Here is a 23,268-nt window from a genome sequence, read left to right on the forward strand (position 1 = left end):
GGTGATTCAGCCTTCCTGCTCTTGCTCCGGTTTCTGGTGCGCGAAGAACTCGCGACCCCAGACCAGCCGCACCTGTTCGGGTCCTCCGGGTTGCTGCCATCGCATGAGCTGGCGCGCGAGCCGCCCGTAGTCCAGTGGAATGCGTTGGCCGCGCAACTGCTGAACCAGCCCACGGGCATGGTGGGCGAGTTCGCCGATGTCGGCGGAGGTACCGAGTGCCTGGAACCGGCGCAGCACCGGATGCGGTCTTTCGCCAAGGTCGCCGGGGATCAGCCTGCGCGCTGCCCGTCCGAGCCCGAACTGACCACCGTCCCGGTGCATCCGTTCGGTCAGTGCCTGCTGATGTATCGCGTAGAGGGTCAAGGCGAGATGGGCGGCCGTCTCGGCATGGGTGGGTGAGTTCGGTGCGCCGGGCCAGGTGAGCTCGGGCCCCAGTGTGTACTCCAGCACGTCGGGGACACTTCCCGGTTCCTTACCCGCCGCCCGGCGTAACCGGGCGAGTGTCGCGACGCTCTCGGAACGGTTTCCGATCACCCCGTGTTGCAGCTTGCGGATACGCCCGGCGGCGAACTCGGCAACCTGGTCGGCGGTCGGCAGCGCGTCTGTGCGGGTCACAGGTTCGGACATCGGTGCTCCAGGTATCGGGGTCATGCGGATGCGCCTTGGCCGGCCCGGTCGGGGAATGCCTGCGGCAACGCCTCGCGCAGTTTGCGGTCGAACCACAGCGCGGCATGCGCCGCCGTCACCAGGTAACCGTTCACCCGGCGCCCGGTCCAGGCCGTCGCCGGTGCGCGTTGCTGTAGGTCTCTGGCCAGGGCACGGACCACCCCACAGGCGGTCCGGTGCCACGCGACCTGTTCCTCGACGGGGTCGCTGTCCGGGCCGAGGCCGGAAAGCCAGCCACGGAACGGGGCATCCAGCTCGGCGTAGGCCAGTTCGACGGCCCTGGTGCGGTCGGCAAGGCTCGCCGGATCCGGCGCTCCGGGCTTGGGCGGTGCCTTTCCCGCCGCCTGCGCGAGGTTCAGGGCGAGCGAGCCGAGTGCCCGAGCGGCATCGTCGGCGGCCTGCACGCACCCCACGGCCATCCCGGTGAGCTGAGTCGCGTCCTGCCGCAGCAGCGCGGAACGCAGCGAGAGCGCGTCGTCCATGATCTCGTCCGTGACCGAGTTCTGGTTTCCGTAGGCCATGCCGATCGCCCGGATCTGCACCGGGAAGTCGCCGTCCAGAATGTCGTCGCTGAGCAGGCTGAGCCATTCCAGGATGCCCGCGGTGAGCCCGGCGGCCGCTTCCTTGCGCTGGGTTCCGGCGGTACCGGGCAGGATGGATTCCAGGCCACGCCAGATGGCGCGTTCCGGATCGTGTTCCCGCGGCATGTACACCACGGATTCGGAGCTCTTCTTCTCCTGCGCCGCACTACGTCGCCAGCGGGTGTGCGGCTCGTCCCGGTGCCTGTTCTGCGGTTCGACCGGATCACCGTTGCAGATCAGGACCCGGGTCACTTTCCCGTTCTCCGGAACCAGTCGGATTCGGCGGCTCTGCCAGGTGTAGAGGTCAATCGGGCCGCGCACCACCGGATCGGGCCGGACCGTGGCGCCGAGCTGCTCGTGCTCCCAGACCGGCAGGTCACTTTCGTGCGCCCGCTTGGTGAGGGCGAAGTCCCGTGGGATGAGGTTGAGCAGCAGGGTCTCACGCAAGCTCCGCCCCTCGGGAAGGAGGCCGCCCAATCGACCCGACCAGCCGGTGCCGATGGGGTAACCCTTACCCTTCTTCACCCTGTCGTCGCCGATCGCTCCGGACTTGATTCCGGAGGGGTCGAAGGCCTGGCAGTGCACGAGCCACCGCGCGGCCTCGGCGAAACTCAGCGACATCCGGCGGTCGAGTCGATTGGTGAAGAACGGCCGTCCATTGGGGACATCGGCGATCAGTTTGCTCAGCTCCGAGGTTTCGCCCTTCGTCGTGCTCAGGTCGGCGACCTGGAAGAAGGGGGTGTACGGGTGGAGCAGGTCGAACCGTTCTCGATGCCGCTCCAGATAGGCTGCGACGACCTCGTGTGGCAGATGCTCCGCACCCCAGAGTTGTTCCCAGTCCTTGAGGTTCCGGGGACCTTCGAGCGCGCCGTGCAGCACGGCCAGCAAGGTGCGGATCAGGGCGAAGTACTGCGTCGGCAGGTCGCTGGACAGGTTGGCCAGCCGATGTGCGCGCTCGAACACCTCCACCAGCGACAGCTCGACGGCCGTCCCTTCCGTCGTGCGCGCTGGTAGCCAGGGCTGGTCGATCAGGCTGAAGGTGTGTCGGTCATCGGCGTTCATGGAGCAGTCCCCGGCGGATGTCATAGGTCAGCAGGAAGGTGGCATCCCCGGCGGGCACGATCGCCTGCCGCCGCTCGTCCAGCACCAGCACCAGTTGCCCGGCGAGCAGTGGAGTCTGGTCGAAGCTGGTCACGAAACCGGACTTCTCGAGGGCCCGGATCACCGAGTCGATCACGCCCTCGTGGGAGAGCGCCAGCGGCAGCCGGAGTGTGCACGCGGCGATCACCCGGGCCAGTTCGGCGGGCACGGGCTGGTCGAGCGGGATCTGCTGCCCGCCGCCGCGCGGAATCCAGCCCGGCGTGAGCAGGCCGCCGTCCCGGTCGCGCTGGACCACCAGCACTTCGAGCGATTCTGCGCCATCCCGTACCTGCGCGGCGCCGCGCTCGCCGTCCGCGTCGCCGACACCGGCCTGGAGCCAGCCCACCAGGCTGTCCCCGGCCGAGGTCTCGTCCAGCAGGAAATGCGTCGCCCGCTCCCGTCGTTCGCGGGCCGCCTCCTCGGCGGCACGGGCCGCGGAGGTCATGGCCGTCTGCCAGCCCTCGGGTCCCAGGGCGCCGTCGCCGTAGGCTTCCTGAACCAGGGGCGCGATATCGGTGGGCAGGCTGACGGTCGAGCGGTCGGCGAGGAGCGCGGCGGCTCGCAGCAGGGTGTGCTCCCCGTAGACCCGGCGCGAGCCCGCCACAGCGCGCACCGGTGCGGCACTCCAGTCCTCGGTCCCTGCTACCGCGCACCGGGGTGTGCGCACCGGTGCCGGTCGAGCACGATCATGCCGGTGCAGGCGGCCGATACGTTGCAGGAGCAGGTCCATCGGAGCGAGGTCGGTCACCAGCATGTCGAAGTCCACGTCCAGGGACTGCTCCAGCACCTGCGAGGCCACGACGATATGCGGTCCGGAGCGGTCGTTGTCCGGTCCCGGCGGCCCGAACCGGCGTACCAGGCCGGTGTCGATGGCGGCCCGGTCGCAGGCGAGGAACCGGGAATGGTTCACCGTGATGTTGTCGGCTCCGAACTCCGCGGCGAGGCGGTCGGCGGTCTCCTGCACCCTGGTGACGGTGTTGCGCACCACCGCGGCGCAGCCACCCTCGGTGAGCCGTCGCCGCAGGTAGGTGACGAGGGCGTCCAGGTCGTCGGTGAGCCGGTCGAGGGTGACGTGTTGCGGCTCCGGCTGTTCGCCGATCACCCGGGGGCAGGTCTCTCCAGACGAGAGGATCACGGGATAGCCGGGATCTTCCCCGGTGGAGGCGATCTTCGGCCCTCCCCGTCCCGTGGCGTAGGAGTCGAGGAGTTCGGCGCGACGTCGCGCCGGAAGGGTCGCCGACAGCAGCACGACCGGCACACCGTAGTTCCCGAGCCAGTGCAGCACCCGGTGCAGATACTGGGACATGTACACGTCGTAGGCGTGCACTTCGTCGATCACCACGACCTTCCCGGCGAGGGCGAGGTGCCGCAGCATGACGTGGCGGCTCTTGAGCCCGGCGACGAGCAACTGGTCGATGGTGCCGACCACGAAGGACGCGAGCGGGCCTTTCTTGCTGCCGCGCAGCCACTGGTGCACCGTGATCGAGTCGGCCTCGTCGCCCACCTGGAACCGGCCCTCGCGCACCAGTCCGGTGAACTCGTCGTTCAACGTGGCCTTACCGTGAGCCAGCGTCACGTCGAGTCGCTGGTGGCCGGTGGCGCGCGGGAGCGCGCGCAGCCACCGCTGGGCCCTGGTGAACATCGCGTCGGTGGTGGCCTGGGTAGGCAGAGCGAGGAAGCAACCGTGCGCGCCGGAGGACCGGGCGAGTTCTTCGGCCGCGACCAGTGCGGCCTCGGTCTTGCCGTTGCCCATCGGCGCCTCGATGACGATGATGCCCGGTTCCCGGAGTGCCCGTGCGGCCTGGACCGCTGCCGTCTGTACCGGCCGTATGGTCGTGATGTGCGGGAAACGCGACCGGAAGGCCGCATCCAGATCGGGGTCCAGTTCCTGCGGGGTCCAGCGCGGCGGGAGGTCGAGGTCGTTCCACGCGCGCTGTAGCCGCTGGCCGGTACGGGTGTCGTCCGGCTGGGCTGGTTCGCGGTCCGCCGTGGCGATCGGATCGAGCGGGAAAAGCTCCGAGTTGGAGGCGATCCAATCCGCCATGATCACGATCGCGCTGAGCAATACCAAGGTCGGCTTGTCCAGCGAAATGTCGCGGAACCGCGTGAAACTCGCCAACCCTCCACTGTGCTCGGTCGAATGGCGTAAGGCGCTGACCCGCGCCTGGGCCCAGGTACCGGTCCCCGCCAGATGTGGATTCTCGGCCACCAGTCGCAGTTGTGCATGCTCGGGTGCGATCCCATGGTGGCTACCGACTACGGAAGCGAGTTGCGCGGCACTACCGCGCCGGTCGAAGTCCAGCTCACGGTGCAGCCAGTCGCGGACGGCGACGTGCCCGACGAGGGAATGGGATACCTTGCCGCGCAGGGGATCGAGGCTGAGTCGAGGGTCGGCGACCAGGCTGTGTTTACGCATCCGGTCGGCCAGCTTGGGGACCTGGACGGCGAAGGCCGGACTGAGCTTGCCGATATCGTGCACCCCGGCAAGCCAACCGGCCAGCACGGGCACATCCTCGGCGCCGCCAGGCAGATTACGTCCGAGCCTTTCGGTGACACGCGGCGGCAGCCAATGACCAACCAAGTGCCCGGCCACCCTGGCACTATCGGCCAGGTGCTGAGACAATGGAAGCCAATGCGTCGGAGCACCGGTTTGTCTGTCGTAGTACGACTTCGCCCACGCCGAAAGCCATGAACTGACAGCGAGTCCCTGGCTTGCCGTCACCCTGTGTTCAACCTCATGCCCGTCTCCATCTGTCGGACTGCGCGCAGCGCTACACGGCGCGTCCGGTTTCACCCGAACGGACCAAGGGCGCGCCGTGCGGATTTACGCTCATTTGACTAGTCTGTGGAGAATCGCTAAAGTACGGATCGTAACGTGTGCTCCGGTGCATATTGCTGCTAGGATACCTGCGCAGGCAGCCAGGCTGGTATCAATGTCATATAGCGCTCGCCAGCTAAATATCCCCATGGTGACACCGACTCCAAAACCTGGTACGAGTGCTATCTCGCAAATAACGATCGTTCGGGTTTCGACTAGCCAGATTGGCTGATCGTCGTCATTGAAGTTGGACTTGGCGGCATGGCGACCAAGTCGTGATGTCTGAGTCACCGCATCTCCTTGCCTCCAGTAAGATCGAATGCATGTGAAACGATTTTATTCTTGGTCGGCGTAACGTTACCCCGCGAGGGCGGGGATGACGGGTATACTGTTTTCTTGTGTCACGCAAGAAAACAGGGACCATCCACAACTAAGTTGAGGAAATGCTTTGTTAGTGGTTGAGCCTGCTGCTTAATCTAGCAGCAGGCCGAAGATGCGGCAAGTGGCTTCTTGTGATGCAAGGAAGCACTTGAGTATTCGATCATGCCTAGTGTGTTTATTCATGATCGAATCAGGCTTGTGATCTATACGGTTGGTTGTGGCTGCGCTGCCTGGAGGAGTTAGCTCAAGAGAGGAGAAGGCTGCACGAAACTTGTTTAGTGTGTACAAATTTAGACATGGCGGCGCCAATAGGGCATGATATCAAGTAAAATTCTCCGCGTGCGCGGGATGGTCGGCACCGCGCCACACCGGTCAGCAGAGAGAGTGAGTCCTGAGGATCGGAACAAAGCTCGTGGCCCTCGTGGCCGTAGTCGCTAGCGTCATCCACCCGATGTCCAGCGCGTTCGCTGACAGCCCCTGGGCTGGACGAGATCGCCAGGTGGCCAGCACGTTCGTCTACGAGGTAAAGCGCGTTCCCAATTGTCGGAACGCGCGGTGTTCGTGGATGGGAGCCCCGAGCGGCTCAGCCCTGGCAAGGAAGGGAGGGCGCCCGGGGCTTGCCGTTCCTGTGGGCCAGCACCGGAACGGCCCCCACTGGGGGTTGGGGTGGGCTCCGGTGCGGGAGTGAAGGAGGACGCGCCGGAGCCCGTGCTGCCGGTACCGACGGGAAGCGGGGACCGGCAGCAGACCAGAGGATTCAGCAGGTCTTCCACCATCCGGATGCCAGCGTCACGACCATGAACAGCGACAGCGCCACGGCGGTGTTGGCCAGCACGAGTACCGCCCATCGCTCTCCGCGTCCTAACACTGCGCGGTCCGGGCCGGCCGGCGGGCGCGTCGGGCCTCGGTTTCGCTCTCGTGTATCTGTTCGCACTGGGTGGCGTGGCCGGAGGTCGGGTAGGTGGTCTGGCAGTACCAGCACCTGCGTGCCTCCCGCGTGAGCCGTGGCCACTGCCGCGCCTCCGCTTCCGGTACCCGCAGCCGCGCGAACCGCGGCGGCGGTGGGTGGTGGCGTGTCATCGGGCGGCCCCTTGCCATCCGCCCCAGCCACCATGCACCGGTGGCTTCGTGGCCAGCTCGGCCTGCCGCCGCTCGTGGTGGACCACGCACTCCGCGCACTTCGGCGGGTCCTCGGCCAGCAGGTCCGCATACACGATCCGCTGATTGAGGCACGCGATGATCGCCCGGAACCCACCGTTCTCCCGCCCACGGGAGTAACCGGTGATGTAGTGCAGCTCGCCCCGCCAGGGGAGCCACCCACCAGGAAGCCAGTCGCCGTCCGTCACACAACGAACGCTAAGCGCGTTCGACGGTGACCAGGTGAGACGTCTTGTCCCACTACACGATCAGTGGTGGGACGCCTTGTCCTACCGTTCCGTTGCGCCGAGCCGCATCGCCAGGTCACGCAGCGGCGCGCTCACCCGGCGCTCGTGCTCGACGAGTTCGGTCACCACCTGCCGGGGTAATGACTGGTACCGGATCCAGTCCGGCGCCATCTGCTCCATCGTCAGCACCGTGTTCAAGGCACGATCACTGTGGCCGAGGCGCAACTGCGCCAACGCCACGTCGGCCAGGTGGCGAGCACGCGAGGCCAGCGGCAATGTCGCATCTCGGGGCAAGCCCCTGGCCGCGCCAAGCGCTTCGGCGAACTCGTCCTGAACCACTGCGCAATCGACGGTCATCATCGCCACCTTGGCAGGTCCGAACGTGGTCTGATGATCGGTGCGCTCGTAGCGGATTCGACCAGCCATGTCGCCAGCGACAGCCAGTAACTCGCTCGTGTTATGCGACTTTCGAGCACGTGCCGCTGCCGTGGCTGCTGTGGCCGTCAGAATCCCGTACCCGGACAGCTGTGACTCGGATACGGCCCCCGAGGGCTCGATGTCGCGCGCTGCGATCACGGCCACCTGTTCGGATTCGGTGTAGCGGCCTTGAACCAGCAGTTGCCATGCCACCGATACCCGCATGGCCGCGTAAAGCAGCACATCGTCGGTCTCACGGGCGGCGCGCAGAGCTTCCCGGACGGCGAGAAAGGCAGCGTCCTGGTGACCGAGGTGTACCAGCGTGTCGCCAGCCGCTTGGTACGCACGCGCGAGCACATGTGCTGTGCTCGGTCGCTGGTCCGTCGGCGCGGCGTGGTGAGTAGCCCGCAGTTGGGTCAGCGCGTTCGGAAGCAGCGACCCGAGAAGTTCGTAGCGGCCTGCCCAATAGGCACCCCATAGATAGTCCACGGTGCGCTCGGCCTCGCTTAGCGAGAGCGGCTCACCGTCGATCACGTCACTGTCGAGGAGATCGTCAACAGGGGTGAGAGCGCGGCGGATGTCGACCACGCCACCATCGGTCGCGGACGGGCGCAGCGTCGTACGCTTGCCGACCAACTCGGCGATCGTCACGTCCAGAGCCTCGGCGATGCGCTGGAGACTTCCGATCGAGGCAGTATGCCGCCGTCCTTGCTCGAGCTTGCGGATGAGGTCGACGCTCACCTGCGCTCGGTCGGCGAGTTCCCGCTGCGACATCAGCCTGCCGCGCAGCTGCCGAATACGTTCACCGAGGTCAACATGGTCACCCATGACGGACCTGCCCATCTTTGCGGAGTGCCTCCCCTCGCGTGCCCTTGGCAGCGGACCAGGACTTCCCTTCGCGACGAGGTGCATCACCAGGGTAGCCCCTACCTGACCGGGTGGGCATGGCCGAGTACCCACCTTGTGAGCAGCTCCGCGGCAACACCGTGATCCTGCCGCGTGATCGGCTTCTGCCGATACGGAATGAGAAGTGCTTCTCGCTCACCAGTCGGGTCGCGGGCGGCGAGGCGCTAGACTTGCGCCGCAAGAGTGAAGTAGAAACAGTGTTTCTGTTCAGATCAGCCCAGGTCAATTAGTGTGCTCCCCGCACGCGCGGGGATGGTCCCGCGGCGACCGCCTGCTGCGGGCACACACCGTTGTGCTCCCCGCACGCGCGGGGATGGTCCTGCCCCGTTGGGGTGGTCGGCGAGGTTGGCCACGTGCTCCCCGCACGCGCGGGGATGGTCCGTGGGTGGACCTAACCTAACTGCGTGGTACGAGGTGCTCCCCGCACGCGCGGGGATGGTCCCTGGAACACCTCCAGATTCCAGCCGGCGGACATCGGTGCTCCCCGCACGCGCGGGGATGGTCCCCAGTGACCCACTCGACCCCCACGGGAGACGACGTGCTCCCCGCACGCGCGGGGATGGTCCGCACCGCGCCGACATCGTGTGGGCTCTGGTGCAGTGCTCCCCGCACGCGCGGGGATGGTCCCTCCTGAACTGGATAGCTCTGGACTACGTCGCGGTGCTCCCCGCACGCGCGGGGATGGTCCGCACCGCGCCGACATCGTGTGGGCTCTGGTGCAGTGCTCCCCGCACGCGCGGGGATGGTCCCTCCTGAACTGGATAGCTCTGGACTACGTCGCGGTGCTCCCCGCACGCGCGGGGATGGTCCCAGCGTGGATGTGATCGAGGATCCGGTCAGCCCGTGCTCCCCGCATGCGCGGGGATGGTCCCAGGTCGGTCGCACTGCGCACCAGTGGCCACGGCATCAACGTCGCTGGGCAAGCGGGGTTTGTACGCGTCTTGTACGCGGGGGGTTGATCCTGCCGGGCATGGCGTGTTCACAGTTCCGGCGCATCGCCGGCAGAACGGTGACCGTGTTCGCCGCCGTCGCGGGCCTGGTGCTGGCGGGGGCCGTTCCGGCGGGAGCGGCCGTCGACGGCACGGTGCGCACCGCGGGCGACCCGCTGAATGTCCGCCGCGCACCCACTACCAGCGCCACGATCGTGGGCACGGTGAACAACGGTACCCAGGTGACCATCGACTGCCAGACGCACGGTACCCGGGTCAGTGGCGAGCTGGGTACCACGACGCTCTGGGACTACGTGCCCTCGCTGGACGGCTACGTCTCGGACGCCTACATGTACACCGGCTCGGACGGGCAGGTCGCGCCGAGCTGCGGGGTGGGCACCGGTAGCGCGCAGTGCTCGACCGGTGGTTGCGCGGGAGAGGGGCTGTTCCGCTCCGAGGACGCGACCTTCGTCGTCTGGGACCGCTCGCCGGACGGGAAGTCGGCGGTGGTCCAGTACTGGCTGGCAGGCGGGGTCGGCCCGCTCGTCGTGCGGCACTCGGGCGGCAGCGGTTCCAGCACCGAGCAGGCGATCGACCTCCAGCCCGATGACTGGGTCTACTACAAGGTCTGCGTCCGGGACTACTCCGCGGGCACGGGCTTCGAGTCCTGCAGCAACGGCATCACCGATTACGCGGCCTGACACAGGGAGGAGTCGAGCGATGAACGCAGTGAACCGCAGGCTGGTGCTGCTGGGCGGGCTGGCGAGCGCGGCCGGGGCGATCGCGCTACCGTCCGGCGTCCCGTCCTGGGCGGGCGGCAGGACGACGGCCGCCGCCCCGCCGATCCGGGACCCGTTCCAGCTCGGGGTCGCCTCGGGCGATCCGCTCCCGGACAGCGTGGTGCTGTGGACCCGGCTCGCGCAGGCGCCGCTCAACCCGGACGGGTTCGGCGGGATGCCCGACGCCAGTTACGACGTGGACTGGGAGATCGCCACCGACGAGAACTTCGGCTCGGTGGTCCAGCGAGGCACCGTCGCCGCCGCCCGCGCGCAGGGCCACAGCGTGCACGTCGAGCCGCGCGGGCTGGACGCGGGCCGGGAGTACTTCTACCGGTTCCGGGCCGGCGGCCACATCTCGCCCGCGGGCCGCACCCGCACCGCGCCCGCCGCGGGCGCCACGGTCAACCAGCTCAAGTACTGCTTCACCTCCTGCCAGCACTGGGAGGAAGGCTGGTACCACGCCCATCGCGGGATCGCGGAGGACAACCCGGACCTGGTGCTCTTTCTCGGCGACTACATCTACGAGAAGCCCTCCGGGCGCGGACCGGAACTGAAGGTGCGCGGGCTCGCGGTGCCCGAGGAGACGACCACGCTGGCGCTCTACCGCGCCCGGCACGCCCAGCACAAGACGGACTACGACCTACAGGCCGCGCACGCCGCCGCGCCCTGGCTCGTGGTGTTCGACGACCACGAGGTGGTGAACAACTGGAACGCGACCACCGACCGGGCCAGCAACGCGCGCAAGGCCGCAGCCTTCCAGGCGTTCTACGAGAACACCCCGATCCGTTCCAGCGCCAAGCCGAACGGCGCCAGCATCCAGCTGTACCGGCAGTTCCTGTGGGGCAACCTGGCCCGTTTCCACATGCTCGACACCCGGCAGTACCGCAGCAAGCAGGCCGGCAGGCACGACTGCTCGGACATGCGCGACCGCAGCCGCACGCTCACCGGAAGCGCGCAGGAGCAGTGGCTGCTGAACGCCTTCGAGTCCCACCCAGCCACCTGGGACTTCCTCGGCCAGCAGGTGTTCTTCGCGCAGCGGGACACCGACGGCCGCAGCGCGACCTGCGACCGTTCCTCCGACGCATGGGACGGCTACCTCGGCTCGCGGGAACGGATCACCCAGGGCTGGATCGACCGGAGCGTGCCCAACCCGATCGTGCTCACCGGGGACGTGCACCGGCACTGGGCCGCGGACCTGCGCCTGGACTACTTCGACCACAGCGATCCGATCGTCGGCTCCGAACTGGTCAGCACCTCGGCGAGCACCAGCAGCGCGGGGGTCACCCCGCCCAGCGACACCTGGTACTCGAACAACCCGCACATCCGGTACTACAAGGGCGAGCGGGGTTACGTGCGGGTCACCGCCACCCCCGAGCAGATGCGCGCGGACTTCCGGGTGGTTTCCAACGCGCTGGAGCGGGATCCGGCGAAGGTCACCATCGGCACCGATGCCAGTTTCGAGGTGGGGGCGGGCGAGCGCGGGCTGCGTAAGGTCTGACCAGCGTCTCGACCTCCCCGGCGACCTCGCGTGGCGGACTATTCTTCGTAGGTATACTCTCTACGTATACATGCGAGGTGTAGTGCTTCGCGGGAAGGGGAGGACGAGGTGTCCGTCGCACACGTCCTGCTGGGCCTGCTGGAACCGGGGCCCCGGCACGGATACGACCTGAAGCGCGCCTATGACGTGCAGTTCGGCCACGGCAAACCGCTCGCCTACGGGCAGGTGTACTCCACCCTGTCCCGGCTGCTGCGCAACGGGATGATCGAGGTATCCGGCGTCGAGCACGGCGATGGGCCGGAGCGTAAGCGTTACACCATCACCGACGTCGGGGTCACCGATATCGAGCAGTGGCTTGCCGTCCCGGAGAGCCCGGAGCCGTACCTGCAGAACACGCTCTACACCAAGGTGGTGCTCGCGCTGCTGTCCGGCCGCAGCGCCGCCGCCGTGCTGGACGCGCAGCGGGCCGAGCACCTGAAGCTGATGCGCACCCTGACCCGGCGCAAGAATGACGGCGACCTCGCCGACCGGCTCATCTGCGATCACGCGTTGTTCCATCTCGAGGCGGACTTGCGCTGGCTGGAGCTCACCACGGCGCGGCTGGACGAACTGGCGAAGGCGGTGCGGCCATGAGTACGGGGAACGCGGGATACACCGAGAACACCGAACCGGTGCTGGTGGCCAGCAGTGTGGCCAAGGCATTCGGCCAGACCGTCGCGCTGCGCGACGCCACCGCCTCGGTGGGCGCGGGCGAAATGCTCGCGGTGATGGGCCCCTCCGGATCCGGCAAGTCGACCCTGCTGCACTGCCTGGCCGGGATCGTGCCGCCGGACTCCGGCGAGATCCGCTACCAGGGCCGCGACCTTGCCGCGCTGTCGGACCGGGAGCGCAGTGCCCTGCGGCGCGGCGAGTTCGGCTTCGTCTTCCAGTTCGGCCAGCTCGTTCCGGAGCTCACCTGTCTGGAGAACGTCGCCCTTCCGCTGCGGCTTTCCGGGATGCGGCGCAAGCGGGCGGAGACCGAGGCCCGGCACTGGCTCACCCGGCTCGAGGTGGAGGAGGTCGCCGCCAAGCGGCCGGGCGATGTCTCCGGCGGGCAGGGCCAGCGGGTGGCGGTCGCCAGGGCACTGGTGACCGGGCCGCGGGTGGTGTTCGCCGACGAACCGACCGGCGCGCTGGATTCCCTGAACGGGGAGAAGGTGATGCACCTGCTCACCGGCGCCGCCCGGCAGACCGGCGCCGCGGTCGTGCTGGTCACCCACGAGCCACGGGTCGCGGCCTACTCCGACCGGGAGATCGTGGTGCGCGACGGCTCGGTCAGCGACCGGGAACTGGTGGGATGAGCATGCTGAAGGACTTCGCGCTGGGGCTCCGGCTGGCCGTCGGGGGCGGCCGGATCTCCGGCGCGGCCCTGTTGCGGCTGTCGATGACCGCGGTCGGCATCGCGCTGGCGGTGGCCCTGCTGTTGCTGGCCACCTCCATCGGCCACCTGACCGGGGAACGCCGGGACCGCGTGGCAGCGACGCAGGAGGTCACCGATACGCGGCCGGGTGTGGATCCGTTGCGGTGGCACAGCACGGGCAAGCAGGTGGGCGAGGACTATCTCGAGTTGCTGGCGGTGGCGCCGACCGGTCCCGCCTCGCCGGTCCCACCCGGGCTGGAGCGCCTTCCCGGCCCCGGCGAGCTGGTGGTGTCACCCGCGGTGGCGGACCGGCTGGCCACCGCGGAGGGCGACTCGATCCGGGCCAGGCTGCCCGGCACGGTCGTCGGCGAGATCGGCAAGCCGGGGCTGGTCGATCCCGGTGATCTCACCGTGTACCTCGGGCTCGACCCTGCCCAGTTCGGGGAACAGATCGGTACCGCGACGCCGGAGGAGGTGTACGGGTTCGGCGTGCCGAGCGACGCCGGGGAGATCAGCGCGACCACGCTGCTGCTGGCCGCGCCCGCGGCGGCGGTCCTGCTGATGCCGTTGCTGATCTTCGTGACCACGGCCTCCCGGATGGGGGCGGCGCAACGCGACCGGCGGCTGGCCGGCCTGCGGCTGCTCGGGCTGGACGCCCGGCAGGTCCGCCGGGTCGCGGCGGCCGAGTCCCTGCTGGGGGCGATGCTCGGGCTGGTGGCCGGGATCGGGCTGTTCCTCGCGTTGCGCCCGCTGATCGGCACGCTGGAGCTGTTCGGGATGCGGTTCTTCGCCGGGGACTTCGTCCCCAACCCGGTGCTCGGCGGGCTGGTGCTGTTGCTGGTCCCCGCGCTCGCGGTCGGCGCCGCCCTGTTCGGCCTGCGCCGCACCATCGTCGAGCCGCTGGGTGTGGTCCGCCACGGGAAGACGGCGCGGCGCCGGATGTGGTGGCGCTGGCTGCTCACCGCCATCGGCGCCGTGGTACTCGGCAGCACGCTGTTCATCCCGTTGCACACCCGAGACTCCCTGGCCACCGTCGTGCTGGTCGCGGGGACCGTGCTGCTGCTGGCCGGGATCGTCTCCGTGCTGCCGTGGGCGGTGGAGAAGCTGGTGGGGGCGCTGCGCGGTGGCTCGCCGTCCTGGCAGTTCGCGATCCGGCGGTTGCAACTGGACAGCGGTACCCCGAGCCGGGTGGTGTCCGGACTCGTGGTCGTGCTGGCCGGGACCATCCTCATTCAAGGGCTGCTGGCCTCGATGAGCAGCGCGGAGGAGATCCCATCGCGCCCGCTGGCGCAGAACCCGGCCCCGATCCGGGTACTGGTCGAGCAGGACGACCTGCGGGAGGTGCGCACGCGGCTGGCCGAGGTCGAAGGGGTGACCGGAAGCAGGCTGACCCGGCAGGCGTCGCTGGCCGGGTCGCAGGGTCAGGGCTACGCGGCGGCCGTGGAGATCGGCGACTGCGTGGCACTGGCGGCCAGGGCCACGCTCGGCCCGTGCTCGGACGGCGATGTCTTCTACGTGCCGTACCCCGAGCAGTACGACTACCGCCCGGGCCCGCCCCCGCGGGACGTGGCGTTCCTCGGGCAGCGCGGGCCGGACTCCGACACCGAATGGTCGATTCCCGGTCCGATCCGGGAGATCGCGCCGCAGAACGCCGAAAAGTACCTCGGTGGCACCGTGCTGGCCACACCGGCGGCGCTCGGGGACACCCCGTTGCCCGACGGCCGCAGGGTGAATCTCTATGTCAGCGGCGAGGGAACCACGGCCGGGCTGGCCGACCGGGTGGCGCTGGCGTTGCGCCCGCTGAGCCTGCGCACCGACGTCATCTACGCCGATCCCGCCAATCGCGGGCAGGCCGAGAACGAGTTCCTCGCGACCTTCCGCGCGGCCCTGCTGTCCGCCTCGCTGTTCGTGCTCGTGGTGGCCGCGCTGAGCCTGCTCATGCTCGCGGTCGAGCAGATCACCGAACGGCGGCGCGCCCTGGCGGCCTTGTCCGCGGCGGGTGTGCCACTGTCGGTGCTCGCCAAGGCTTCGCTGTGGCAGACGGCGATCCCGGTGGGAGTGGGCATCGTTCTCGCGGTCGCCGCGGGCATCGGCCTGACCCTGCCCAGCCTGCGGCTGGCGGATGCGCCCATCGCGATCGACGCGACGGCGGTGCTCGGCCTGTCCGCGGCGGCCGTGCTGGCGGTCTTGCTGGTTACCGCGCTCACCCTGCCCTTGCTACGCCAGGTCACCAGGCTGGATGCGCTCCGCGCGGAGTAGCCGTGCGCGGTGTGTCGAACCTGGGTGACCAGTCGTCACTGTGACGGCGCTCTCCGTCGATCGTTGTCGCCCGGAACCTTGCGTCGCATTAGAATCTCGAGCCGGTAACGGTGGCAACATGGTTCGGGGCACGCGGTGACGAGGAGGCGTAGCTATGGCGGGGCCGGCCGCTGCGGGGGCGCTCAGCGAGAACGGCGTGGGCCAGGCGACCATCGCCCGGATCCGCGACTACTGGCTCGGCGGCTCGCAGCACACCGAGGCTGATCGGCGCGCGGGGGACCATATCCTGCTGTGCGCCCCGCACCTGGCTTACGTGCTCCGTACCCAGCAGGCGCTGGTCGACCGGATGGTGCGCCACCTGGCCGGGGCGGGGATCCGGCAGTTCCTCGACCTCGGTTCCCGGCTGCCGACCGCGGGCAACGTGCACGAGGTCGCGCGCGAGTGTGCCCCGGAGAGCCGGGTGCTCTACGTGGACCACGATCCCGAGGTGGCCAGGGACGGCGCGCGGCTGCTCGCCGAGGACGAGCGTGCGGGGTTCCTGCTCGCCGACCCACTCGATCCCGTGCAGGTACTCGGTTCCTCGGCGTTGCGCGGGCTGCTCGACCTGGGTGAACCCACCGCGGTACTGATGACGAACCTGCTGCAGCACGTGCCGGACTCCGCGGACCCGGCCGGACTGGTCGGCAGGTATGCGGGCGCGGTGAGCGCGGGTAGCTATGTGGGGATCTCGCACTTCGGCGAGGACGAGCAGTTGGTCACCGGGCTCGAGATGTTCAACCGGATGTTCGGCACCCCACCGCCGGTCACCCTGCGCGAGCCCGATCAGCTTCGCCCGTTCTTCGCCGGACTCGACCTGGTCGAGCCCGGTATCGTGCCGTTACCGCTGTGGCGTCCCGCGGAGGTCGCACCGGACGACCGCAACCCGGAGGAGTTCCGGGTGTACGTGGGACTCGGCTACAAGCGCCTACCGGGCTAGCGAGCCGCCGCCACCGCGGCCGCGAGCAGTAGCAGGTTGCCGAACACCGCCGGGGTCAGTGCGTACCGGATCATCCGGCGGACGGCCGTCGGATCGCGCGGGAGGGCGAGCATCCCGCCGAGAAAGACCCCGGTGCCCAGCATGCCGGCCAGCGCGACCAGGACCCCGTGCCGCCACCACAGTCCACCGCCGAGCAACAGCACCCCCGCGAGCGACAGCCCGCAGGACAGGGCGAGCGCCCGGCGCGTACCGTACCGCACGGCCGGGGTACGGAAGCCGGTGGCGGCGTCGGCGGCGCGATCGGTCACCGAGAACAGGGCCGTGCGGCCGGTGCCCAGTACCGCGAGGCCGAGCACGATCAGCCACATCGCGGGGTCGAGCCGTGGACCCGCCGCGCTGAAGGACAGCACCACCGGCAGGGCCATCGTGGCGCAGCCGAAGGCGGCCGGGCCGAGGAAGCCGCGGCGTTTGAGCCGTACCGGTTCCAGGTTATACAGCAGGTGCAGGCCGAGGATGAGTACCCCGGCCACGGCGACCGGCCACCGGCCGGACCAGACCGCGGCGGCAAGGGCCAGCGCCAGCCCGGCGACCGCTTCGGCAGTGGCCCAGCGCCGGATACGCGCCCTGCCCACGGTCAGCGCCACCTCGGCCTGCCGGAACTTGTGCCGGTGCTTGGCATCGGTACCGGTGTCGGCCGCCGTGTTGATCGCCATCCCGGCGAGCGTCAGCAACAGGTTCGCCCCGATCGCCAGCAGCACCGGCCCGTTCGGCAGGCCGGTGCCGGCGAAGGCGGCTCCCCAGGTCGCGTAACACAGGTAGCTGACCCAGAGCCCGTGATCGAGCCGGTGCACCGCGATGACATCGCGCGGCGCCACTCGCCGGGTTTCAGGCACGGCGCCCGGTGATCCGTATCCGCGGCGACGGGTGGGGCAGCAACAGGTTCCCGCGGATCAGGGGACGGGCGGCGCCGGGGTCGACGCACCGCCACTGCCTACGCCGCAGCAGCGCCGCGACCACCATCCGGATCTCCAGCTCGGCAAGCTGGCTACCGGGACAGCGTCGGGTGCCACCGCCGAAAGGGAAGTAGTGCCGCGGTGGCGTGCGCCCGCCGAGGAAGCGGTTGGGATCGAACAGTTCCGGGTCGGCGAAGGACTCGGGCCTGCGGTGCGCCAGGTAGATGCTCAACGTGCAGGTGGTTCCCGCCGGGAACCGGCGACCGCACAGCCCGGTCTCCTCGGTCAGCCTCCGATTCTCCCCGATGGCCGCCGAGGGGGTCAGCCGCAGCGCCTCCTGGATCACCGCCTGCAGCAGCGGCATCCGGCCGGCATCCGATCCGTCGTCCTCGGTCGCGGCCAGCTCGGCAAGCACCTCGTCGCGGAGCCGCTGCCGGCGGTCCAGCCACAGCAGCGTCCAGGTCATCGCCGTCGCGGTGGTCTCGTGCCCGGCGAAGAGCAGGGACACGACCTGGTCCCGCAGCTCCCCGTCGTCGATCTCGCCGACCGGGCCGTCCCCGGCCAGCAGCAGGGAGGCGAGGGTGTCCTGCCCGTCGGCGTGTCCGGCCCTCGCCGCGCGCACCAGCGCCCGGTCCAGTTCCGGCCCGGGGCGGGGCAGCCCCACGCCGAGCAGGCGGTAGGCGAGGCCCCGCCAGGGGGATCCGAAAGCCCCGCGCAGCCAGCCGCCGAACTCCGCCAGCATCCCCGGCTCGGGGTTGCCGAGCACGATCCGCCCGATGATGCGCAGGGCGAGCACCCGGGTCCACGCGGCCAGCGGGACCACCGTGCCCGGCCGCAGCCTGTCGATCGCGGCGCGTGCCTGCGCTGCGATGATCTCCCGGTACCCGGCCAGCGCGCGACCGCGCAGCGCCGGGCCGAGTACCCGGCGGTAGGCCGCGTGCCGCTCACCGTCCGCCCACAGCAGCGAGCCGGCGCCGAACAGCGGGGTCAGGCTCCGGCTTCCGGGATGGGACAGTCGCCGGTCGGACCGGAAGATCTTCTCGACCGCCTCCGGATGCCAGACCAGCATCCGGGGAGGCGGGCCGGGCCGCAGCTCCACCATGCCCTCCGCGGAACCCGCCTTGGCGTTCAGGTACGGCAGCGGGCGCAACGCCATCCCGAGTTCCGCGCGGTTCACGATGCCTCGAACTCGTAGTCACGCGCCGGCTCGGCCAGCAACCCGGCGACTGCGGGATCGGCGTGTGCCAGCTGCAAGGCGGCGAGGCCTTCCGCGCGCACGATCCGGATCGGGGCGTACAGGTCCTTGTCATGCCACAGTGGAGGGTGCGCGGTGTCCGGGTTCCAGCGCAGCAGCAGCCGGGCGCCGCGGGCGGCGGCTCGCGCGATCGCGTCGCCGGTACGCGGGACCTTCGTGCTCAGCAGGATCCTCACCGCGTAGGCGGTCTCCTCGTAGCTGCCGCCCCACCGCCCCCACGAGCCGTCGCCGTGCTGGTTCAGCAGCACCCAGTCCACCGCGTCCCGCACGGCGGGTCTCCCCGCGGACCCGCCGTAGCCCGCCAGCGCGGTGGCACAGCACGCGGTGGCGTAGTACGGGGAGGCGTGCCACTTGTCCTGCCAGCTTCCGTCCGACCGCTGCTGCTCGCACAACCAGGCGATGAGCCCGGGCAGCGCGGCGGCGTAGCGCGCGTGGTTCGCGGGCCGCGTGGCCAGCCAGGCGCCGAACGCCTGCAGCACATGGGCGTTCGCCGTGGTGGAGGGCGTTCGTTCGGCGGGAAAGCAGTGAAAGTGCCTACCCGCCCGGTAGTCCCAGAGGCCGTACGGTTCCCGTGGCCTGCCGAGCAGTGCCAGGGCGTACAGGGCGGTGGCCGTGTCGTCGGCGTCCGGAGGGAGTCCGACTCCACCCGCTGCCCCCGATTCGTCGAGCGCCGCGTGCACGCTGTCGGCCAGCTCGCCGTGGGTGGGCAGGTCGAGTCCAACTGAGGCCAAAGTGGACAGTATCCAGGATCGTTCGAACAGGTCGAGTGGGGAGGCGACCGGTACGGCACCCTCCGGTCCCTGTACGGCTTCCAGGTAGCGGAGGCAGGGGTGCCTTCCTTGCCGGATGACCTCCGCGCCGAGCCAGGTCGCGGTGGCGGCGGGGGAGCAGCCGACCCCGTGCTCGGTGGGTCCCGCGAAGGGGACACCCCGCGCGGGTGCGCCGATGATTTCCAGCGAGTGCAGGAGTTTTGCCGGCAGCCCGCTGCCCTGCCGCACCGTCTCGCGCAGGGCGTGGAGCAGGTCCGGCTTCGCTCCGCCGGGCATCGGGAACCGGTGGCCGCGCCATTCCTCCAGCCCCGCCGGTGGTTCCGGGCCGAGCTGTCGGTTGATGTCGGCGATCAGCCCCGGCACGATGACCTCGACCGCCACGGTGTCCGGAAGGGACATTGCCCGGCCGCCGTTGACCGTGCGGGCGATCGCGACCAGTCCCCGTGCCGTCGCGGACGCGACGCGGTCGCGCCGGGGCGGGGTCTCCGCGCGGTGCAGCGTGCGGAGCAGCGCCTCGATCGCGCTGAGCGTCGGTACGAGCCGGTAGCCGTCCGGCCCACCCCAGGTGCCGTCCGGGCGCTGCTCGGCAAGGACGAACTCGATCCGGCCGGCGTGTCCCGGTAAGGAGGGGGCGAGCGCGAGCAGCCGCGCGGTCTCGTAGACCGATGGCGAGAACAGCCCGTACGGGTCGGATGCCAGCTCGGCAAGGAGTTCGGTTACGACACGGTGCGCGTTGACGGTCCAGGACTCGTGCAGATCCACTCGAGGCCCCCTGGCAGGTCAGGCTCCATCGACGGTCGGGCAGCGTGAGGCCGCCCCCGGTCGGGTAACTGGACTGACACTTAACGTAGCACCGCTTGCCGGGCGGTTGGGTCAGCGTGCTTCGTTTGGAGCAGCCCTGAACCGGTACACGACATACCCGGCACCCCGCTGCCGTGGGCGGCACTCCACCGATCAGCCCAAGCCAGAGGATGTCGGTGGGGTGTGCGAGGCTCGCCGCGTGATCCGGGTACACACCGTGGTGGACAGTCCGGTCGGCGAGCTGACCCTGGTGGCGGCGGACGGCGTACTGGCCGGGCTCTATATGCAGCGGCAGCGGTACCGACCGCCGCAGGAGACCTTCGGCGAGCGGGACCCGCGCCCGTTCGGCGAGGCCGGCAGGCAACTGGCGGAGTACTTCGCGGGGCAGCGGACCGAGTTCGACCTTCCGCTCGCGCTGTCCGGCACGCCGTTCCAGCGCACCGTCTGGTCGGCGCTACGGGAGATCCCCTGCGGGGAGACGGCGACCTACGGTGAGCTGGCCGAGCGGATCGGCAGGCCGACCGCGGCCCGCGCGGTCGGCCTCGCCAACGGCAAGAACCCGATCGGCGTGATCGTGCCCTGCCACCGCCTGCTGGGTTCCTCCGGCGAGCTGACCGGTTACGGCGGCGGGATCGAGCGCAAACGGTACCTGCTCGAGCTGGAACGGCGGGTCAGCCGACCTCGATGATGATCTTGCCGCGCCCGTGGCCCTCCTCGCTGCGGCGGTGCGCATCGGCGATCCGTTCCAACGGGAAGGTCTGCTGGATCGGCAGCCGCAGCGCGCCGCTCTCCAGCATGGGCAGCACCTCGGCGAACACCTCGTCCAGCGGGGCCGCGTCCGGGCCACCGCCGGAGAAACGTACCCCGTGCGCGTCCGCGTCGGCGTCGGCGATCGTGATCACCTTGTCCGGATCCCCGGTCAGCTCGACGGAGAGGCCAAGCACGTCCCGGCCGGCGGCGTCCAGCACCAGGTCGACGGAGTCCACGGCGGCGCGTACCCGTTCCAGCAGGCCCTCGCCGTACTCCAGCGGGCGCACCCCGAGTTCGGTGAGGAAGTCGTGGTGCCCGCGGCTCGCCGTGCCGACAACGGTGGCGCCCCGGCTGAGCGCGAGTTGGGCGGCCATCAACCCGACCCCGCCCGCCACCGCGTGGATCAGCAGGGTGTGTCCGGCTCGCAGCCCGAGATCGCGCAGCGTGCGGTACGCCGTCTCGGCGACGACCGGCAGCCCGGCGGCCAGCGGGAAGGACAGCCAGTCCGGCTTGGTCACCAGGCTGCCGGCATCGGCGAGGGTGTGCGTGGCCGCGGCCCCGGTGGCGGCCTTGCCGAACACGGCGGTACCCACCGGCGGGGCCTGCACACCCTGGCCGATCGCCTCGACCGTCCCGGCCACGTCGAACCCGGTGCCCTGCGGTTCCCGCGGTGCCTCGGAGCCGGCGAAGAATCCGTTGCGGATCTTCCAGTCGATGGCGTTCATCCCGGCCGCGGCGACCGCGATCCGGACCTGGCCCTGTCCGGGTTCGGGAACGGGAACCTCGTCCAGGGTCAGGACCTCGGGGCCACCGTAGCGGCTGAAGCGGGCTGCTTTCGGCATCTCGTCCACCTTCCTGTGTGGGTAGCGCGGTCAGGCGAGCAGCAAGGTCTTCCCGAGGACATCCCGGGACTCGATCGCGGCATGCGCCTCGGCCGCCCGCTCCAGCGGGAACGTCTTCCCGATCACCGGCGTCACCCGGCCCTGCGCGGCCGCCCGCAGCACCTGCCCGGCCAGCCTGGCGCTGTCCGCGGGTTCGAACTGGACCTGCTCGATTCCGGTCACGGTTAGCTGGCGCCGCTCCGCCTCCTGCGCGTCGATCTCGGCGAATCCGCCACTGGGCACACCGTAGGCGAATACCCGGCCACCCCGCGCGGCGAGGCCGAAGGCGGCCGCGCCGAGGTCACCGCCGACCCCGTCGAAGACCACGCGCGGGCCGCCGGTCACCTCGCCGACCCGGGCGGTCCAGTCCGGCTCGGTGTAGTCCACGGCCACCTCGGCGCCCAGTTCCCTGGCCAGTTCCAGTTTCCCCGCCCCGCGGGCGGCAGCCACCACCCGGGCACCCGCGGCGCGAGCCAGCTGCACCAGCAGGACACCGAGGCCGCCGCCGGCCGCGGTGACCAGCACCCAGTCACCCGGTTCCGGTGCGGCGGCCTCGATCAGGCCGAGTGCCGCGGGCCCCGTCTGGAGCAACGCCGCCCCGTCCGGCATGCTCAGCCCGTCCGGGATGCCGACCAGCCCGGCCGCGTCGGCGACGGCCCGCTCGGCATACGCCCCGCCCTCGGTCATCGTGACCACGCGCCGCCCGAGGATGTCGCGGTCCACGCCCTCGCCAACGGACAGCACCGTGCCGGCCACCCCGCCGCCCGGCACGTACGGCGGGCGCAACGGGAAGTGTTCGCCACCCCAGCCCGCGCGGAGTTGGGTGTCGAGGAACAGGACGTCCGCGACGGACACCGCCACCACGGCCTGACCCGGCCCGGCCACCGCGTCCGGTACCTCGCGCGGCTCCAGCACCTCCGGCCCGCCGAACCTGGTCACCTGCACTACCCGCATGCCGTTCACGCTCCTTGTCCCGCCGTCGGTCTCCAGCATGGAATCTCGAGATAACTTGAGGTCAAGGTGGTATGACGCGGGCCACCCAGTGCCTGGAACAGGCTCAGCCGCGCACCGCGCCGTGGAAGAAGTACAGGCCGAGTCCGATCGTGAAGATGAGCATGCCGTACAGCGCGTGCTCGAAGGACACGGTGAGCAGCGACCTGGTCCGCTGGTACCTGCTGGCGAAGATCCAGCCGCCGGCAAGGGAAAGCACGATCGCGATCCAGTTGCCGAACGGCAGGTGTACGAACCCGAACGCGGCCGCGCTCGCGCCCACCATGCCGTGTCCTTCGCCGAACACCGGCGCGTAACGCTGGAACAGGAACGCGCGGAAGATCAGCTCCTGCGGGTACACGCTCGCCAGCGGGTACAGCACCATGACCAGTGCCCAGGTCAGCGGATCCTCCCTGGGAAGGCTGAGGAGCAGGTCGGGGCGCGCGACCGCGACCGCGACACCCGCGCCGACCGCGGTCACCCCCCACAACAGCCCGATCGACCGCAACTGGCCGGGCAGCGCGTCCGGCCGCCACAGCGAGGAACGGTCGAAGGTCGGCGATCGCAGCAGGTACACGACCACGGCGGCGCCGAGTACGAGGAGCACGGGAATCGGGCTGGTGCCCTGGAACAGCAAGGTGTAGAGCACGACCAGACCGAAGAACAGCACCCCGTACTCGATGGCGAGGTAGAGCCTGATCGGCGGCGCGGCCAGCATGCGAGTCACGGTACCC

18 protein-coding genes and 1 CRISPR repeat array are annotated in these 23,268 nt (G+C 69.9%); of the genes, 7 read left to right on the forward strand and 11 right to left on the reverse strand.

Features of this window, described 5'->3' with window-relative positions:
* Positions 1–6 precede the first annotated feature (6 nt).
* The 5 genes from casB to FB471_RS28110 all read right to left on the reverse strand — a co-directional run bounded on the left by casB (position 7) and on the right by FB471_RS28110 (position 8,231).
* Positions 7–627 (reverse strand): type I-E CRISPR-associated protein Cse2/CasB, encoded by a 621-nt coding sequence (casB, locus tag FB471_RS28090; RefSeq protein WP_142001308.1) that lies wholly within the window; start codon positions 625–627, stop codon positions 7–9.
* Between the two features lie 20 nt (positions 628–647).
* Positions 648–2,309: a type I-E CRISPR-associated protein Cse1/CasA gene (gene casA / locus FB471_RS28095; protein ID WP_142001309.1), complete on the reverse strand. Its 1,662-nt coding sequence runs from the start codon at positions 2,307–2,309 to the stop codon at positions 648–650.
* Entirely contained in the window at positions 2,296–5,109 is a 2,814-nt protein-coding gene (cas3, locus tag FB471_RS28100) for a CRISPR-associated helicase Cas3' (protein ID WP_142001310.1), read from the reverse strand. Before cas3 ends, casA begins: the two co-directional genes overlap by 14 nt.
* 1,553 nt (positions 5,110–6,662) lie before the next feature.
* The gene (locus tag FB471_RS28105) at positions 6,663–6,932 is read right to left on the reverse strand and encodes a hypothetical protein (protein WP_142001311.1); all 270 of its coding nucleotides are present in this window, start codon (positions 6,930–6,932) and stop codon (positions 6,663–6,665) included.
* Between the two features lie 81 nt (positions 6,933–7,013).
* Positions 7,014–8,231: a helix-turn-helix domain-containing protein gene (locus FB471_RS28110; RefSeq protein ID WP_246076632.1), complete on the reverse strand. Its 1,218-nt coding sequence runs from the start codon at positions 8,229–8,231 to the stop codon at positions 7,014–7,016.
* 294 nt (positions 8,232–8,525) lie between these two features.
* A CRISPR array of direct repeats spans positions 8,526–9,165; the repeat unit is 28 nt; unit sequence GTGCTCCCCGCACGCGCGGGGATGGTCC.
* Positions 9,166–9,264: 99 nt separating this feature from the next.
* Here FB471_RS28110 and FB471_RS28115 point away from each other — a divergent pair.
* The 6 genes from FB471_RS28115 (at position 9,265) to FB471_RS28140 (ending at position 16,134) form a co-directional block, all read left to right on the forward strand.
* Positions 9,265–9,924 (forward strand): SH3 domain-containing protein, encoded by a 660-nt coding sequence (locus FB471_RS28115; RefSeq protein WP_142001312.1) that lies wholly within the window; start codon positions 9,265–9,267, stop codon positions 9,922–9,924.
* A gap of 19 nt (positions 9,925–9,943) precedes the next feature.
* A complete protein-coding gene (locus tag FB471_RS28120) occupies positions 9,944–11,500 on the forward strand; it encodes an alkaline phosphatase D family protein (RefSeq protein WP_142001313.1) in 1,557 nt (518 codons plus the stop codon).
* Positions 11,501–11,608: 108 nt separating this feature from the next.
* A complete protein-coding gene (locus FB471_RS28125) occupies positions 11,609–12,133 on the forward strand; it encodes a PadR family transcriptional regulator (RefSeq protein ID WP_142001314.1) in 525 nt (174 codons plus the stop codon).
* Positions 12,130–12,840 carry an ABC transporter ATP-binding protein gene (locus tag FB471_RS28130; RefSeq protein WP_142001315.1) on the forward strand — a complete coding sequence of 237 codons (711 nt, stop codon included), beginning with the start codon at positions 12,130–12,132 and terminating at the stop codon, positions 12,838–12,840. The genes FB471_RS28125 and FB471_RS28130 overlap by 4 nt, the downstream gene beginning before the upstream one ends.
* Positions 12,837–15,158 (forward strand): FtsX-like permease family protein, encoded by a 2,322-nt coding sequence (locus FB471_RS28135; RefSeq protein ID WP_342779480.1) that lies wholly within the window; start codon positions 12,837–12,839, stop codon positions 15,156–15,158. Before FB471_RS28130 ends, FB471_RS28135 begins: the two co-directional genes overlap by 4 nt.
* 154 nt (positions 15,159–15,312) lie before the next feature.
* Complete coding sequence (locus tag FB471_RS28140; protein WP_142001316.1) at positions 15,313–16,134, forward strand: SAM-dependent methyltransferase; 822 nt, start codon at positions 15,313–15,315, stop codon at positions 16,132–16,134.
* Here the strand turns inward: FB471_RS28140 and FB471_RS28145 are convergent.
* Genes FB471_RS28145 through FB471_RS28155 form a run of 3 tightly spaced genes read right to left on the reverse strand, consistent with a single transcriptional unit; the run spans position 16,131 to position 19,874 of the window.
* The gene (locus FB471_RS28145; protein ID WP_142001317.1) at positions 16,131–17,027 is read right to left on the reverse strand and encodes a UbiA family prenyltransferase; all 897 of its coding nucleotides are present in this window, start codon (positions 17,025–17,027) and stop codon (positions 16,131–16,133) included. The genes FB471_RS28140 and FB471_RS28145 overlap by 4 nt on opposite strands.
* Positions 17,020–18,264, reverse strand: a complete 1,245-nt coding sequence (locus FB471_RS28150) for a cytochrome P450 (RefSeq protein WP_142001318.1) — start codon at positions 18,262–18,264, stop codon at positions 17,020–17,022. Before FB471_RS28150 ends, FB471_RS28145 begins: the two co-directional genes overlap by 8 nt.
* Entirely contained in the window at positions 18,261–19,874 is a 1,614-nt protein-coding gene (locus FB471_RS28155; RefSeq protein ID WP_142001319.1) for a prenyltransferase/squalene oxidase repeat-containing protein, read from the reverse strand. The genes FB471_RS28150 and FB471_RS28155 overlap by 4 nt, the downstream gene beginning before the upstream one ends.
* Positions 19,875–20,115: 241 nt before the next feature.
* On the opposite strand from FB471_RS28155, the gene FB471_RS28160 reads away from it, so the two are divergent.
* Positions 20,116–20,601: a methylated-DNA--[protein]-cysteine S-methyltransferase gene (locus FB471_RS28160; protein WP_211358275.1), complete on the forward strand. Its 486-nt coding sequence runs from the start codon at positions 20,116–20,118 to the stop codon at positions 20,599–20,601.
* On the opposite strand, the gene FB471_RS28165 is transcribed toward FB471_RS28160, so the two are convergent.
* From FB471_RS28165 to FB471_RS28175, 3 genes are all read right to left on the reverse strand, one after another.
* Positions 20,585–21,505 (reverse strand): NADP-dependent oxidoreductase, encoded by a 921-nt coding sequence (locus tag FB471_RS28165; RefSeq protein ID WP_142001321.1) that lies wholly within the window; start codon positions 21,503–21,505, stop codon positions 20,585–20,587. The two genes, FB471_RS28160 and FB471_RS28165, sit on opposite strands and share 17 nt — an antisense overlap.
* 30 nt (positions 21,506–21,535) lie before the next feature.
* Positions 21,536–22,498, reverse strand: coding sequence for a zinc-binding dehydrogenase (locus tag FB471_RS28170; protein ID WP_142001322.1), 963 nt, complete (start codon positions 22,496–22,498; stop codon positions 21,536–21,538).
* Positions 22,499–22,601: 103 nt separating this feature from the next.
* Entirely contained in the window at positions 22,602–23,252 is a 651-nt protein-coding gene (locus FB471_RS28175; protein WP_142001323.1) for a CPBP family intramembrane glutamic endopeptidase, read from the reverse strand.
* Positions 23,253–23,268: the final 16 nt, after the last annotated feature.

It is taken from the genome of Amycolatopsis cihanbeyliensis (assembly GCF_006715045.1).
GTDB classification, from domain to species: Bacteria; Actinomycetota; Actinomycetes; order Mycobacteriales; family Pseudonocardiaceae; genus Amycolatopsis; species Amycolatopsis cihanbeyliensis.